Annotated in this window: 9 protein-coding genes; 2 read left to right on the top strand and 7 right to left on the bottom strand. The window is 67.6% G+C overall.

The features are described from left to right. Positions 1-85: 85 nt before the first annotated feature. From ACCQ00_RS02135 to glgA, 6 genes are read right to left on the bottom strand one after another with little or no spacing between them, the layout of a single operon-like run. Positions 86-271 (bottom strand): DUF2934 domain-containing protein, encoded by a 186-nt coding sequence (locus tag ACCQ00_RS02135; protein WP_008575499.1) that lies wholly within the window; start codon positions 269-271, stop codon positions 86-88. Between the two features lie 21 nt (positions 272-292). Beyond that, complete coding sequence (gene treY, locus ACCQ00_RS02130; protein WP_039567159.1) at positions 293-2,905, bottom strand: malto-oligosyltrehalose synthase; 2,613 nt, start codon at positions 2,903-2,905, stop codon at positions 293-295. Next, the gene (locus tag ACCQ00_RS02125) at positions 2,902-4,851 is read right to left on the bottom strand and encodes a 4-alpha-glucanotransferase (protein ID WP_022558068.1); all 1,950 of its coding nucleotides are present in this window, start codon (positions 4,849-4,851) and stop codon (positions 2,902-2,904) included. Before ACCQ00_RS02125 ends, treY begins: the two co-directional genes overlap by 4 nt. Next, positions 4,848-6,605: a malto-oligosyltrehalose trehalohydrolase gene (gene treZ, locus ACCQ00_RS02120; RefSeq protein WP_372354052.1), complete on the bottom strand. Its 1,758-nt coding sequence runs from the start codon at positions 6,603-6,605 to the stop codon at positions 4,848-4,850. Before treZ ends, ACCQ00_RS02125 begins: the two co-directional genes overlap by 4 nt. 2 nt (positions 6,606-6,607) lie before the next feature. Further along, positions 6,608-8,839 carry a 1,4-alpha-glucan branching enzyme gene (locus tag ACCQ00_RS02115; RefSeq protein ID WP_039567158.1) on the bottom strand — a complete coding sequence of 744 codons (2,232 nt, stop codon included), beginning with the start codon at positions 8,837-8,839 and terminating at the stop codon, positions 6,608-6,610. Further along, the gene (glgA, locus tag ACCQ00_RS02110; protein WP_007967777.1) at positions 8,836-10,419 is read right to left on the bottom strand and encodes a glycogen synthase GlgA; all 1,584 of its coding nucleotides are present in this window, start codon (positions 10,417-10,419) and stop codon (positions 8,836-8,838) included. Before glgA ends, ACCQ00_RS02115 begins: the two co-directional genes overlap by 4 nt. A gap of 487 nt (positions 10,420-10,906) precedes the next feature. Between glgA and ACCQ00_RS02105 the strand changes: the two genes are divergently transcribed. Next, positions 10,907-12,535 (top strand): GGDEF domain-containing protein, encoded by a 1,629-nt coding sequence (locus tag ACCQ00_RS02105; protein WP_039583582.1) that lies wholly within the window; start codon positions 10,907-10,909, stop codon positions 12,533-12,535. A gap of 80 nt (positions 12,536-12,615) precedes the next feature. On the opposite strand, the gene ACCQ00_RS02100 is transcribed toward ACCQ00_RS02105, so the two are convergent. Continuing rightward, positions 12,616-13,557: a DUF808 domain-containing protein gene (locus ACCQ00_RS02100; protein WP_022558064.1), complete on the bottom strand. Its 942-nt coding sequence runs from the start codon at positions 13,555-13,557 to the stop codon at positions 12,616-12,618. A gap of 243 nt (positions 13,558-13,800) precedes the next feature. Between ACCQ00_RS02100 and ACCQ00_RS02095 the strand changes: the two genes are divergently transcribed. After that, positions 13,801-15,519, top strand: a complete 1,719-nt coding sequence (locus ACCQ00_RS02095; RefSeq protein ID WP_039567165.1) for an ABC1 kinase family protein — start codon at positions 13,801-13,803, stop codon at positions 15,517-15,519. Positions 15,520-15,642 lie beyond the last annotated feature (123 nt).

The following is a 15,642-nucleotide window of genomic DNA, read 5'->3' as shown; positions in this document are numbered from 1 at the left end:
TGCGCGATTTTGCACTGGCGGAGCGATCCGCCGCACATGGGCCGGCCCGCAGCAGGCCGACCCATGCACGCTGCCAGACACGCCGTTACTGGCGTGCAGCGATCGGTGTGGCCGCGTATTCGGCGGCCTGTTCGGCGGCGCGCTCTTCGGCCTCCACCAGCCGCTCGGCCATGGCCCAATGGCGGTCCGCGTGCCCGTCCGGGCGGCCCTCCGCCTCCCAAATTTCCCGTGCCAACTGGGCAAGCCGCGCCTGCCGTTCCATGTCATTCATTGCGTACGTTTCTCTCGGGGATCAATTGTCTTGGGACAGCAACACTGCCACCGGCGCACGTGCAAACAGCGTGGATAGCGCCACACGGCCGCGCTGCGGCTGCAGCGTGCTGCCGTCGAGCACATTACGGTATGTGCCCTCGCCCAATGCCAACGACGCCTGATCCCAGGCGGCAGGCGCCACCAGCAACGGCAGATCGCCCTCGCCCTCAACCCCGGCGCCCAGCCGCGTAACGGCCACCACCAGCGACTGACCGCGGTATTGGCGACGGAATGCCAGCGCCTGCGCATCGCCGCTGACCGCCACATTCAGCGGCTGATAGTCGCCCTTCGCAAACAGCGCTGGAAATTCGCCGCGCAACTGCAGCAACAGCGCCGTCAGGCGTGCCTTGACCGCGCCATCGCGCCAGCTGCGCAGCAACCCGGTGAAGTCGCGCGCCTGCTGCAGCCACTGCTGGCGCTGGGCGTAATCCACCGGACGGCGGTTGTCCGGATCCACCAGCGACAGATCCCAGCCTTCGGTACCCTGGTACAGGTCGGGCACGCCGGGGACGGTCAGGCGCAAGGTGGTTTGCACCAGGCTGTTGCGCGTGCCCGCGGCAGCGATGTGGTTGCTGGCGCGCAGCAGCGCGCGCCGCAACGGCAGCCCGGCGCGGCTGCACAGCACCTGCTCCACGGTGGCCTGCACGGCTTGCTCATAGGCCGGCGAGCCGTCGGTCCAGCTGGTGTGCAGCTTGGCTTCGCGCACCGCCTTGAGCAGCCACTGCGCGATGCGCTCGGCGTAGCCGGCAAGTGGCTCGGTCTGGTCGGCGCCCAGGCCGATCGGCCACGCCGCCACCAGGGTTTGCCATAGCATCTGCTGGTCGCCGCCAGCCAGGGCCGGCGATTGGAGCGCGTCGGCCAGCGCATCGAACTGGGCGCTCTGCTCGATCCACCAGCGCGGTTGCTCGGACAACACCGCCAACCGCATGCGCAGGTCTTCGCCACGCTTGTGGTCGTGGGTGGCGGTGGCCAGCAACGCGCGTGGGTAGTGCTTGGCACGCTCGAGATTCTGCGCGTGGAACTCGGCCGCGTCGTTGGCGAAATGGGTGGGATGGCTGCCGACCTCGTTGCGCGACAGCAGCACGCCATGCCGGTAGAACGCGGTGTCTTCCACTGACTTGGCATTGAGCGGTGCGGACAGCTGCTCCACGCGACGGCGCAGGATGCGCCGCAAGGCGATCTGCGCCCGGTCTGCGCCGGCATCGTCGAGCAACCACCGCTCGATCGCATCCACGGCCGCCACGATCGATTCCGGCATCCCCTCGCGCGCCTTTGCCGCGGTGGCGCGCAAACGCTCCGCTTCGCTGCCGGTGATGCCCTTGGCGCCGGCATAGGTGCGATACACCGGGAACCAGCGCAGCAGCACGCACAAGCCGCGCGCCAGCATCTGCGGGCTGAACTCGCGCGTGGGCGGATCCAGCCGCGCCAACGCCGACAAGGCACCCACGGCGCGATTGAATTCGCTCTGCAGCGGGCCACGCAGGATCTCGTCGCGGGCGGTGCGTTCTTCCTGCGCAAAATCGCCACTGCGTCCGCTCAGCTTCTGCCAGGCACGCGCCAATGGCTTGAAGCCGGCCGCGTCGTGCAGCAGCCCGCCCACCTGGTCCATGAAGTCGTAACCGGTGGTGCCATCGCACGGCCAGTCGGCCGGCAGGTGCTCGCCCGGTGCGAGGATCTTTTCCAGGTACAGGCCCAATGTGCCGGGCTTGAGCCCACGCGTGCGGCCGGCCGCATCCAGCCGGCTGCGCAGCTTGCGCACATAGCCGGTGGGGTCGGTCAGCCCGTCCACGTGGTCGATGCGCAAGCCGTCCAGATGGCCTTCGGCCACCAGCCGCAGCGGCAACGCGTGCACCGCGTCGAACACCGCCGGCAATTCCACCCGCAAGGCCACCAGCGAGGTGATATCGAAGAAGCGGCGGTAGTTGAGCATGTCGTTGCCCACGCGCCACCAGTTCAGGCGATACGGCTGGCGTTCGATCAACTTGTGTAGGCGGCCGTCTCCGCGTTTGGCGCCGTCGTTGTAGTCGCGCAGCCACTGCGCACGTGCGGCTCTTTCGGGGATGTCCAGCGTCTGCGGACGAATCGGGTAACGCTGGTCGTAATGTGCCAACGCGGCGCTGCCGTCGTCGTCGTCGATCACCAGCGTGATCAGGCCTTCGGCCAGCGCCGTCGCATAGGGGCGGTCCAGGACTGCCAGCCACAGTTTGCCGTCGCGCCCAGGCGCGCGCCAATCGATGTCGAACCAGTCGGCGTGCTTGGCGCTGCGGCCATTGCGCAGCACATCCCACCACCACGCATTCTGCACATGCGTGGCCATGTGGTTGGGCACGATGTCGGCGATCAGGCCCATGCCGTGTTCGCGCGCGGCCTGCGAGAGCGCCACCAAGGCGTCTTCGCCGCCGAGTTCGGGATTGACCACGGTCGGGTCGATGTTGTCGTAGCCGTGCGTGGAGCCCGGCACGGCCGTGCCGATCGGCGACAGGTACAGGTGACTGATGCCCAGGCCTGCGTAGTACGGCACCTGCGCGAGCGCATCGTGCAGGGTGAAGCCGGCATGCAGCTGCAGGCGGGCGGTAGCGCGGAGGTCGATCATGGATGCGGTTCCGAAACGGCCGCGACGCGACGCGCCTCGGCAAAGCCCTGCAGCGCCGAACTCAGGCGCGCATGCGGCAAGGGATCGGGCAGGCGTCGACGCCAGTTGGGATGCACTTCGACGGTGCCCGGCAGGTTGGGTTGTTCGTCCAGGGCCAGTGCGTCTTCCACTGGCAACAAGGCCAGCGGCGAGACACTGGTGGCGGTGAAGCGCAACGCGCCCAGCAGCGGGTCGCGCGTACTGCTCAGGCCGGCGTGTTCGACAGCGGCATCCAGCCGTGCCACATCCTTGTCGCGCGCGGCGGCATCGTCGCTGGCCTGTGCAGGCTGGATCAATTCCAGCTTGCGCCGCCATTCGATATCGCAGCCGGTGCGCCAGCCGGTGAGCGTGGGCAGATCGTGCGTGGTGGTGGTGGCGATGGCGTCCGGCCGCCACAGCGCTGGCGAGACGAATGCGCCATCGTCGTTGCGGGTGAACATCAACACATCGATGCCCATCACCCCACGCTGCGAGAGTTCTTCGCGGATGCCCGGCGGCACCACGCCCAGATCCTCGCCGATGACGATCGCCCGGTGCCGCCACGATTCCAGCGCGAGCAGGTTGAGCAGATCGTGCAACGGGTAGGCCAGATACGCACCTTCGTTGGAGCTGGCGCCATCGGGCACCACCCATAGCCGCATCAGGCCCAGGATGTGATCGATGCGGATGCCGCCGCGGTCGCGCAGCACCGCGCGCAACAACGCGATATACGGTGCGTAGCCGCTGCGCCGCAGCGCGGTGGGCGAATACGCACCGATGCCCCAATGCTGACCATCGGCATTGAAGGCATCCGGCGGCGCCCCCAGCACCAGACCGCGCAATACGGTATCGGCGGCCGCGGCGGCTTCGGCGCCGTTGGGGTCGAAGCCCACCGCCAGATCGGCGATCAACCCGATCTTCATGCCGCGCTCGTGGGCCTCGCGTTGCGCATCGGACCAGCTGCGCGCTGCCAGCCACTGCGTGAACACATGCAGCTGCGGATCGTTGTCGCCGAAGTCCTGCGCAGCAAAGCGTGCAAAGCCCTGCAGCGCTGCGCCGCCTGCGTTGCGGAAGGCGACCAGATCGGCATGATCGGGCGAAACGCGTGTGTACAACTGGCGCAGCAATTCCCACTTGGCGTGCGCCGAGGCCTGCCAGTCGATCAATGCAGCGTTGTGCAAGCCATCGAAACGTTCGCGCAGGCCGGGCACCGCATTGATTGCATCCAGCGCCAGTTCGCCAAGGATGCGCACCGGTGCGGCATGCAAGGGATCGAGAAAGCGCCGATCGCTGGGCGAATACGGGCTGTAACCGCCCGTCACCGGGCGCGAGGCGTGCACCGGACTCAATGCCAGGGCGTCGGCGCCGGCCAAGGCCGCGTGCCGCAACCATTCCACCGTGCCGGCGGCATCGCCGATACCGCCGTCGTCCAGGCTGCGTGCCGAATACACCTGCAGCGCCATGCCCCAGGCACGCGGCGATGGCTGGCCACAGGCATCGGCCACGCTGAAGCAGCGTGGCGGCGCCACGGCCACCTGCTGGGTGATCGCGCCGATCTGCAGCGTCCAGTAACCGAAACGCTGCGGCGCGCGCACGTGCCCTTGCGCATCGGCGCGTGCGTCGTCGCTGGCACCGCTGTCGTCGGTCCAGCGGCCGCTGGCATGCGCCTCCACGCGCAACGGCAGCGGCTCGCCCACCTGCACCGTCAACAGCGGTGCGGCTTCAGCAGCCTGTGCCTGGCAGCGGCGCAAGCTATCGGCGCGTTGCGCCGCGGTGGCGGCGGGCAATTCCAACGCGCTGAGTACCGCATGCACCGATTGCTCGCAGACCTGCCGCGGCTGGTCGCTGGCATCCACCCAATCCACCATGACCCCAGCCGCGGCGGCCAGGGTGCCGAGATCGTCCCCGCCGGGGTCGCGCGCACTCATGCCTGCGCCTCGTGCCAGGCGACGAAGCCATCGACCGGCAAGTGCTGCGCATCGGCAGCCACGTTTTCGACATGCGCCACGCGTCCGCGCACCGGCGGCAACGGCACCGGCTGGTTGCCCACGTTGAAGGCGATATGCCACAGCCCGCCCGGCAGCTCCCACGTGGCCGTCACCGCGCCATCGGCCAGCACGCTGGCCCGCACCGCACGCGCTTGCGCCGGGCCCGGCACCAGCCACTGACGACGCACGTCCAGCAGCGCCTTGAACCAGCTTGCCCACTGCGCGCCGTCGCCATGCGCGGCATCGGCAATCGGCGAACGCGAGGCCGCGAACGTGGAATGGCTGTTCGGGTCCGGAATGGTGGCGCGCTGGGCTTCATCGGCGAACGCGGCAAAGTGCGCGAACTCGCGCCGGCGCCCTTCGCGCACCGCCTCGTCCAGCGGCGGGCCCAAGTCGGTGAAGAACAGGAACGGTTGCTTGGCGCCCCACGGTTCGCCCATGAAAAACAGCGGAATCATCGGCGTCAATGCCGTCAGCGCCAAGGCCGCGCGCAAACGTTGCGGCGACACCAGCACGGTCAGCCGCTCGCCGCGGGCGCGGTTGCCGATCTGGTCGTGATTCTGCGCAAACACCACGAACTTGTGCGGCGGCAGGGCGCCACTGGGTTCGCCCCGCACATGGCCGCGCGGGTCCGGCTCGCCCTGATAGGCAAACCCTTCGCCCAGCACGCGTGCCAGGTGTTCAGTCGGCTTGTCGGCGAACGCAGCGTAATAGCCTTCCTCTTCGCCGGTGAGCAGCACATGCAGGGCGTTATGGAAGTCGTCGTCCCACTGCGCGGTATAGCCACGCTGCAGTTGCGAGGCCTGGTTGGCCTCGTTTTCCAGCACCAGATGCACATGCCGCCCGGCCGGCAGGCTGGCCTCGATGGTCTCGCGCAAGGTATCCAGGAACGCGTTCGGCGATATCGCATGCACCGCATCCAGGCGCAGGCCGTCAAAACCGTATTCGTGCAGCCACATCAGCGCGTTATCGAGAAAATACCGCTGCACCGGCGGCTTGCGGAAATCGATCGCCGCACCCCACGGGGTGGGCTTGTCTTCGTTGAAGAACGGCGCGGCGTAGCTATGCAGGTAATTGCCGTCCGGGCCGAAGTGGTTGTAGACCACATCCAGCAACACCATCAGGCCGTGCCCGTGCGCGGCATCGATCAGCGCCTTCAGTTCGTCCGGTGTGCCATAGGCTTCCACCGGTGCATACGGCAGTACGCCGTCGTAGCCCCAATTGTGCGCGCCGGGAAACGCGCTCAACGGCATCAGTTCGATGGCGGTGATGCCCATTGCCGCCAGCTGCGGCAATTGCGCCTGCACACCGGCATAGCCGCCGCACGTGCCGACATGCACTTCGTAGATCACCGCCTCGTCCCACGGCCGCCCCTGCCACTGGGTGTTTTGCCAGGCATAGCCGTCGGTTGGCTGTACCGCGCTGGGGCCGTGCACGCCTTCGGGCTGCCAGCGCGAGGCTGGGTCCGGGACCGGCTCGCCGCCGTCGACGCTGTAGCGGTAACGCGCATCGGCGGCGCAGTCGATGAGGGCGCTGAAGAAACCGTCCTGTCCCGCCTGCAGCGCGCTGCGCGCGCCGTTGGCGAAGACCACATCCACGTTCTTGGCCTCTGGAGCCCAGAGCGCAAAGCGCACCTGTCCCTCACCCGCCGGCCAGGCGCCCCAGGCCGGTGTGATCGCATTGCGCTGGTTCATCGTTATTTCTCCGCTTGCAGATAGATCGTGGCCAGCGGCGGCAGGGTCAGGCGCAGACGTTGCGCATGCCCATGCATGCCCACCGGCTCGGTCGCCAAGCGACCGCTGTTGCCGAGGTTGCTGCCGCCGTAATGGGCACTGTCGGTGTTGAGGATCTCGCGCCAGAGGCCGGCACGCGGCACCCCCACGTGATAGTCGTGATGCGGTTGCGGGGTGAGGTTGCTCACTGCCAGCAACGGTGCGCCACCGTCAGGATCGTGGCGGACGAACGCCAGCACGCTGTTGCGCGCATCGTCGGCCACACTCCAGTCGAAGCCTTCAGCGCGATGGGGGCCGCGATACAGCGCTGGCGTACGGCGCAGTGCGGCGTTGAGATCGCCCACCAGTTGCTGCATGCCGCGATGCCGCGCGCCATCCAGCAGGTGCCAATCCAGCGACTGGTCGTGATTCCAGTCGGCCCACTGCCCGAATTCGGCGCCCATGAACAGCAGTTTGTCGCCCGGGTGCGCCCACATCAGCGCCAGATAGGCGCGCAGGTTGGCGAAGCGGCGCCAATCGTCGCCCGGCATCTGCCCGAGCAGGCCACCGGTGCCGTGCACCACTTCATCGTGCGAGAGCGGCAACACGAAGCGTTCGTCGAATGCGTACACCAGCCCGAAGGTGAGCTGGCTATGGTGATGCGCACGTTCGGCCGGATCGCGCTGCATGTAGCCCAGCGTGTCGTGCATCCAGCCCATGTTCCATTTGTGCGTGAAGCCCAGGCCACCCTCGTTGATCGCGGCGGTCACGCCCGGCCAGGCGGTCGATTCTTCGGCAATGGTGAGCACGCCGGGGAACTGCGTGGCGATGTCGCGGTTGAGCTGGCGCAGGAACGCGACCGCCTCCAGATTCTCGCGGCCGCCATGCGCGTTGGGCACCCACTCGCCTTCGGCACGGCCGTAGTCGCGATACAGCATCGAGGCCACCGCATCCACGCGCAGGCCGTCGAGGTGGTAATGCTCGATCCATTCCAGCGCGCTGCCCAGCAGGTAAGCGGTCACTTCCGGCCGGCCGTAGTTGTAGATCAGCGTATTCCAGTCGCGATGCATGCCTTCGCGCGGGTCGGCATGCTCATACAGCGCGGCGCCGTCGAACTGGGCCAGCCCATGCGCGTCATCGGGAAAGTGCGCGCTGACCCAATCCAGGATGACGCCGATACCGGCGCGGTGGCAGGCATCGACGAACTGCGCAAAGCCATCCGGGCTGCCATGGCGCGCGGTGGGCGCATACAGGCCCAGCGGCTGATAGCCCCAGGAACCGCCAAACGGGTGTTCGGTGATCGGCAGCAATTCGATATGGGTGAAGCCGAGCTGCTGCACGTAGGGAATCAACTGCTCGGCCAGGGTTGGCCAGTCCAGCGGTTGGTTGTGTCCGTCGCGACGCCAGGACGCGGCATGCACCTCGTAGATCGACAGCGGCGCCGGCACGGCGCCGGGGTCGCGGCTGGCCATCCAGGCCGCATCGGTCCAGGCGAATGTGGCGGCGCTGGGCACCACCGATGCGGTTGCCGGCGGCAATTCGGTCTGCCGCGCCACCGGGTCGGCCTTGAGCAGCACCCGCCCATCGGCCGCGGTGACGGCATATTTGTACCGGGCGCCGGCGTCCACGCGCGGCAGGAAGAGTTCCCAGAAGCCACCGATGCGCTGCCGCATCGGATGCCGCCGCACGTCCCAGCTGTTGAAGTCGCCGACCACCGCCACGCGTTGGGCATGGGGTGCCCACAGCGCGAAGCGCACGCCCGGCACGTCGCCACAGTGGACATGCTGCGCGCCCAGCGCACGGCGCAACGCCTGGCCGTCGCCGGCAGCGATCTGCAGCAACAGCGATTCGTCCAGCGTGGCCGCGAACGCGTACGGGTCTTCGACCTCCTGCACCCGGTCTGGCCACACGATGCGCAGCCGGTACGGCCCATCGACCGCCAGAGTGCCTTCGAAGACGCCATCGATAGCGCTGGCCTGCATGCGCGCGAGCAGCTTGCCGCGTGGGTCGATCAAGCCCATCGCCTCGGCGCCCGGGGCCAAGACGCGCACCTGACGGCGGCCATCGGCGAGCGGCTTCGGTCCAAGGACCGCAAAGGCATCGGCCGGCAAGCCATCGGCCAGGGCTTGCAGGGTCTGCGACATTTCCGAGATCCCTTCCGTGGTCATGCCGTCCGCTTGCGCGCGTTGCTCCTGCCCGCCCTGCCGTTCGCTCATGGCACCGTCGCGAGCGCGGGCGCGGTGGCAGCGGTGTGTTCGTAGAGCGAGAGGTATTTCTTGCCTGCCACGTCCCAACCGCTGGGACGCAGCATGGCTGCGCGCCGCATCGCAGACAGCAGGCTGGGCAGGCGGAAGGTGCGGAAGGCGCGTTCCAGGCAGCGGCGCAGGGCTTCGACGCTGGCGTGCTGGAACAGGAAACCGGTCACGCCGTCGTCCACGGTGTCGATCAGCCCGCCGGTCGCGTGGGCGATCGGCAGGCAGCCGAAGCGCTGTGCATACATCTGGCTCAGGCCGCAGGGCTCGAAGCGCGAGGGCATCAGCAGGAAGTCGGCACCGGCGAACATCCGCCGGGCCAGGCCTTCCTCGAAGCCGATGAAGGCGCCCACCTGGCCGGGATAGCGCCTGGTCAGCTCGGCCACCTGCTGTTCGATCTCCGGCTCGCCGCCGCCGATCACCGCGATCTGGCCTCCAGCGGCCACGATTTGCGGGGCCACCTCGCAGATCAGGTCAAGGCCTTTCTGATGCACCAACCGCGACACCACCGCAAACAGCGGGCCGGTGCTCTCGCGCAGCCCGAATGCCTTGCGTACCTGCGCTGCGTTGGCCTGGCGGCCCTGCCATTGGTTCACGCTGAAGTGCGAATCCAGGTATTGGTCGGTGCGCGGGTCCCAGCTGGCGTCGATGCCGTTGACGATGCCGGTGAGCGCGCCCTTGGCGGCGCGCCCGGCCAGCAGCCGGTCCAGGCCGCAGCCCTGTGCCGGGCCGGTGATCTGCTTGGCGTAGCTGACGCTGACCGTGTTGACGTGGTCGGCATTGACGATGCCGCCGCGCAGGAACGACATCTGTCCGTAGAACTCCAACTCGGCCACCCGCTCGGCGGGGATGCCCAGTGCGGCGGCCATCGAATACGGCACCAGGCCCTGGTAGGCCAGGTTATGGATGGTCAGCAGGCACGGCGTGGTGCCGCCGGACCAGCGCACATAGCCAGCCGCCAGCGCGCAGGGCCAGTCGTTCAGATGCAGCAGGCGCGGCTTCCAGCCCAGGCCGGCATGGCCGGCCGCGATCTGCGCGGCGGCATGCGACAAGGTGGCAAAGCGAATCGCGTTGTCTTCGAACTCCGAACCGCTGGTGCTCACATAGGGCGAGCCGTCGCGCTCAAACAGTTCCTTGGACAACAGGATGTAGATCGGCAGCCCGTCCGATTGCACGATGCGGCCGATATCGCAGGCCGGCAGCGCGGCATGCGCCAACACGCGCCCCACGATCTCCACCTTGCCTGCGCGCTCGAGCACGGCACGGTAGCCGGGAATCAGCACGCGTACGTCGTAGCGGTGGCGCAGTGCGCGCGGCAGCGCGGCCGCCACGTCGCCCAACCCGCCAGCCTTGATGAAGTCCGCCATTTCCGACACCACGAACAAGGCGCCGCGCGTGTCTGCCAACGAAACCGGCAAGCGCTCGTGGTGGCGGATGAAGCGGCCACGCGCATCGCGCGGCCGCCCGCTCTTTTTCAGAGTCGGGAGCAGCGTACTGCGCTCTAAGCGTGCGGTGGTAGCGTGAAGCGGCATCATGGCAACCATCTAAACGTCCGTCGTAATGTGGGTGGAGACGGAAAAACGGCGAAGCGAAAACCGCCGTCTGCCGATTCAGCCAGACGACTTGCTACGAGTGAGGAGCGTGGGCAACGCGCGGACTCCACGTCGCCCTTGCAGAGGAATCTACACCCCGACCAAATAAAATATGCGTGAACACGTGCTGACTTTTCTGCGACAGCCCACATTCCTTTACGCACAGTTGCGCATGCCGCAAGGCATAAGCGCCACATTGCAGTGCAATGACATCCCCGTATCGGTGCGTGGGCCGTGACATGCACCGAATACGGGAACGTTCGGCCGCGCTCGCCCTCATCTGGGTAACCGGTTCATTGACGTTTCACTTCGTTGATCGCGACAGCGCTTCGCGTTTGGCCTGCAGGCCGTCGGTGCGCGCTACGGCCCGGCTTGCTCAAGCGCCCCTGCCGCGCGCCGATATCGAGCGTTAGCACAAGACCTCTCGAGACCCTGGCGCATGGCAGACCAGCCCGAACACCCAAGCCGCCCCCGTGGCGGGCTGCGCCGCCTGTTGCCCTGGGGCGGCACGGACACCGCGCGCCCTGCCGCTGCCCTGCCGACGGTGATCAATGGCGAGCGCGGCGGTCACGGCCTGGCCGCGCACCAGCTGGTGCCGGCCAAGGCGAAGTCCGGCGCACACGATCCGGCCGCTGCCACTGCATTGCTGATACGGCTGTTTTCGCATGCCGCGCATCCCGAAGCGCTGCTGCTCGCGTTCGCCGAAGGCATCGCCAGCCTGCATGGCGAGCTCGGCGACATGGGCGTGCGCCTGAGCGCGGCGTATGCGGCCGGCGATTGGCCCGGCTATGGCCGTGCCTTGCGCCAGCTCATTGACAAATACATCCGCACCATCGACATCGGCGATTCGCTGGCCGAAGGCCGCACGGAGGCCGAGCAACTGCGCGACCTGCTGCGCCACGCGCTGGGCAATGCCCTGGCCACGCTGCTGCAACGCAGCCCCGAGCTTGCCGAAGAGGCACAAACGCTGGCATCTGCACTGCGCCACTGGCGCCCGGGACACGAGCTGATCACGCTGGAACAGCGCCTGCGCGAACTCAGCCACCAGATCGGCCTGCGCGCCGAAGATGCCAGCGAACAACAGAACCTGTTATTGGGCTTGTTCGACCTATTGCTGGAGAACGTCGGCGAACTCCTCGACGATCGCAGCTGGTTGCAGGGACAGATCTCGGTGGTGCGGCAGCTGATTTCCGGGCCGCTGGACGTCAGTTCCATCGAACAGGCACGCGGCACCTTGCGCGAGGTGACCTACAAGCAGGGTCTGCTCAAACAGGGCATCGCCGAGTCCAAGACCGCCATGCGCGAAATGATGGTGTCCTTTGTCGACCGGCTGGACGGCATGGCCACGAGCACTGGCGAATACCACGACCGCGTTGCCGGGTATTCGCAGGCGATCAGCGAGGCGCGCGGCATTCCCGACCTCAACCGGCTGCTGCAGGATCTGCTGCAGGACACCGCCGGCGTGCAGGCGCAGGCCCTGGCGGCGCGCGACGAACTGCTCGCGGCACGCCGGCAGGTGGAAGATTCCGAACAGCGCATCGCCTCGCTCGAACAGGAGCTCAAGGACGTCGCCGGCCTAGTGCGCGAAGACCAACTCACCGGCGCGCTCAACCGGCGCGGCTTCGAAGAACTGTTCCAGCGTGAGGCCGTGCGCACCCAGCGCAGTGGCCAGCCCTTGTGCGTGGCGATGCTGGACCTGGACGACTTCCGCCGCCTCAATGAGACCCATGGCCATGCCGGCGGCGACGCCGCGCTGCGCCACACCGTGGAGGTGGCCAAGGCCGTGCTGCGCACCACCGACGCCATCGCCCGCTTCGGTGGCGAGGAATTTGTCCTGCTGCTGCCGGACTCGACCATCTTCGAAGCCAGTGCGGCAGTGGTCCGCCTGCAACGCGCCCTGTCGCAGCGCTCGCTGCTGCATGACGACGTGCGCGTGTTCATCAGCTTCAGCGCCGGCGTGGCGCTCCGCGGGACCGACGAGACCCAGGACGAGGTCATCCGCCGCGCCGACCGCGCCATGTACGACGCCAAGGCGGCCGGCAAGAACCGGGTGATCAACGCCGATTAGATCGGCGGCGAACCCCGGGGCGCCCGAGCAATCGCCGCGCGGCGTTTACCGTGCGGGCTTGTCTGGCGGCTCGCCGCGCATCAATGCGCGGGCTTGGTCCCGCGCAGCTTCTGGAACAGCATCACCGCGCCCAGCACGACGGCACCGGCGACCACGCCAACCAGCATGTTGCCCAGCGCTTCGACCAGCCAGCCCATGCCGCCGGCCGACTTGGCCAGATCCACCACCAGATGATGCAGCGCCGGGATGTTGTGCACCAGGATGCCGCCGCCGACCAGGAACATCGCCAGCGTGCCGGCCACCGACAGGAACTTCATCAACCACGGTGCCGCCACCAGGATGCCGCGACCCAGGGCCGCCAGCGCGGCGCCCTTCTTGGTCAGGTACAGGCCCAGGTCGTCCAGCTTCACGATCGCGGCGACCACGCCGTAGACGCCGATGGTCATCGCCAGCGCAATGGCCACCAGCACCGCCACCTGCTGCCCGAAGGACACCTCCGAGACCACGCCCAGCGAGAGCACGATGATCTCGGCCGAGAGGATGAAATCGGTGCGGATCGCGCCCTTCACCTTGTCCTTTTCCAACGCCACCACGTCCACGTTCTGGTCGGCCAGCGCGCGGGTGCGTTCGGCATGCCGCTGCGCTTCCTGCTCATCGTTGTGCAGAAACTTGTGCGCCAGCTTTTCCACGCCCTCGAAGCACAGGTAGGCGCCACCGATCATCATCAGCGGCACCACCAACGGGACGTTGTAGCCGCGCCCGCGCAGCCACGCTTCCAGCGCGCTGATCGCCAACGCCGCCGGCACCAGGATCATCTTGTTGACCAGCGAGCCCTTGGCCACCGCCCACACCACCGGCAATTCGCGGTCGGCCGTGACGCCGGTGACCTGCTGCGCATTGAGCGCCAGATCGTCGCCCAACACGCCTGCGGTCTTCTTGGCCGCAACCTTGGTCAGGATGGAAACGTCGTCCAGCAGCGTGGCGATGTCGTCGAGCAGGGTGAACAGGCTGGCACCGGCCATGCGGAGGTCCTTCTAGGGTGGTCGCAAATTCTCGCCGATCCGGCACCCGCGTGGGGTGATGAGCGGCCATTGCGCGGTCGTTTGCACGCTGTTGGCGGAGCGATGCAGGCACCGCAGCGCCTGCGCTTGCGGCCGTTCGTACTCGCCTTGGGCAAGTTTGCCTGCGGTGTGCGGGAGCGCGCGGATTCACTACGCGACGACCCGTCGCTGGCCACACTCGCCGCCTGCATGACGCCCCCGGAGATGGCCTTGAGTCAGAACGACCCGCACCGCGCCCCGGCCGCAAGCCCGGCAGATCATGCCGTGGTTGGCGGCATGAGCCGGCGCACGCAGATCCTGCGCTTGTTGTTGCGCTATCGCGGCTCGGGCGTGTTCGCTGGCATGAACCTGGACCCGGCGGCCATCAACGAATACGAAGTGCCCGCAGAAGGCACCCCGGACCAGTTCGTCTCAGACCTGGAATCGCTCGGGCCCACCTTCGTCAAACTGGGCCAGATGCTGTCGACCCGGCCGGACATCGTGCCGCCGGAATTTGCCACCGCGCTGGAGCGCATGCAGGAGAACACCAGCTCGGTGCCGGTGGAGCGCATCCGCCAGATCATCGAAGAAGAGCTCGGGGTCTCGGTCAACAAGGCGTTCTCGTTCTTCGACCCGGTCCCGTTGGGCTGCGCCTCGCTGGCGCAGGTGCACCGCGCTGCGCTGCGCGATGGCACGCCAGTGGCGATCAAGGTGCAGAAACCCGAAGTGGCCGCGCAGGTGCGTTCGGATCTGGACGTGCTCAAGAGCTTCGCCACCGCCGCCGACCGCCTGACCGGCATCGGCCGGCGCGTGCGCTTTGCCGACTGGCTGGGCGAATTCGGCAAGACCCTGCGCGCCGAGCTCAACTACGAAGACGAAGCCGAAACCCTGGCGCGCTTCGGCAAGCACCTCAAGCCGTTCCCCTTGCTGTGGGTGCCGCAGCCGGTGTGGGACCTGAGCAGCCGCAAGGTGCTGACGATGCAGCTGGCCGAAGGCGTGCGCGTGGACAAGATCTCCGGCCTGCGTCGCACCGAACAGCCGATGGACGACCTGGCCGCGGAACTGGTCAAAGGGTATCTGGACCAGATGTTCGTGCATGGCGAAATCCATGCCGACCCGCATCCGGGTAATTTGCGCGTACTGCAGGACGGGCGCCTGGCCATCTTCGACCTGGGCATGGTGGCGCATGTGCCGCCGCGCCTGCGCGAGCGCCTGCTCAAGTTGCTGTTTGCCGCAGTCGATGGGCGCGGCGAGGAAGTGGCCGAAGAGACCATTGCGCTGAGCACGCGGCTGGAGGATTACGACGAGGAGCGCTACCAGCGCGAAACCGGGCAGATGATCGCGCGCTACGCAGCGCACGATGCCACCTCCGAAGGCCTGGTGGTGCTGGATCTGGTGCGCATCGCCACCTCGACCGGCCTGCGGACGCCGCCGGAATTGAGCCTGCTCGGCAAGACCTTGCTGAATCTGGAAGGCGTGTGCCGCGCGTTGTCGCCCACCCTGGATACGCGTCGCATCGTCGAGCGCCATCTGCAGCACGTGATGCGCGCGCGCCTGAAGAAGTCTCTGTCCGCCGCCAACCTGGCCAGCGAGGCGATGGAACTGCAGCACCTGGTGCGCGAAGGACCGCGCCGCATGTCCGAGATCCTGTCGCTGGCTGCGGAAAACCGCCTGCAGATGCGCGTCACCGGGCTGGAAGAATCGCACCTGATGGAAAGCCTGCAGAAGATCGCCAACCGCGTTGCGGCGGGCATCGTCACCGCCGCGCTGATCATGGCGTCGGCGCAGATGATGCGCATCGAAACCGGCTTGAAGTTGTGGGGCTATCCGGCCATTGCGATGGTGCTGTTCCTGCTCGGGGTGGTACTGGGCCTGGGCATTGTGGTCAGTGCGCTGCTGTTCGACCGCCGCGTGCGTGCGCGCGAAGAGCGCGGGCACCGCTAGTCGTCAGCACGGGCTGCAGCAAGTGGGCGCCTTGGTGCCCCGCAGTCAGGTGCTTGTGACCATCGCGCGTTGCATCGTGCTCGGTCTAACTGACTGCAAGCGTCCTGCGCGCACCATCGCTTG

Source organism: Xanthomonas sp. NCPPB 3761, from assembly GCF_041475705.2.
GTDB lineage: Bacteria > Pseudomonadota > Gammaproteobacteria > Xanthomonadales > Xanthomonadaceae > Xanthomonas > Xanthomonas phaseoli.
Note: the sequence above shows the minus strand (reverse complement) of the source record. Positions and strands in the feature narration are given on the sequence as shown.

Excerpts from the sequence above, each read along its gene's own strand:
- ACCQ00_RS02135 (WP_008575499.1), bottom strand. The coding sequence starts at position 271 with ATGAATGACATGGAACGGCAGGCGCGGCTTGCCCAGTTGGCACGGGAA.
- treY (WP_039567159.1), bottom strand. The coding sequence starts at position 2,905 with ATGATCGACCTCCGCGCTACCGCCCGCCTGCAGCTGCATGCCGGCTTC.
- ACCQ00_RS02125 (WP_022558068.1), bottom strand. The coding sequence starts at position 4,851 with ATGAGTGCGCGCGACCCCGGCGGGGACGATCTCGGCACCCTGGCCGCC.
- treZ (WP_372354052.1), bottom strand. The coding sequence starts at position 6,605 with ATGAACCAGCGCAATGCGATCACACCGGCCTGGGGCGCCTGGCCGGCG.
- ACCQ00_RS02115 (WP_039567158.1), bottom strand. The coding sequence starts at position 8,839 with ATGAGCGAACGGCAGGGCGGGCAGGAGCAACGCGCGCAAGCGGACGGC.
- glgA (WP_007967777.1), bottom strand. The coding sequence starts at position 10,419 with ATGGTTGCCATGATGCCGCTTCACGCTACCACCGCACGCTTAGAGCGC.
- ACCQ00_RS02105 (WP_039583582.1), top strand. The coding sequence starts at position 10,907 with ATGGCAGACCAGCCCGAACACCCAAGCCGCCCCCGTGGCGGGCTGCGC.
- ACCQ00_RS02100 (WP_022558064.1), bottom strand. The coding sequence starts at position 13,557 with ATGGCCGGTGCCAGCCTGTTCACCCTGCTCGACGACATCGCCACGCTG.
- ACCQ00_RS02095 (WP_039567165.1), top strand. The coding sequence starts at position 13,801 with ATGGCCTTGAGTCAGAACGACCCGCACCGCGCCCCGGCCGCAAGCCCG.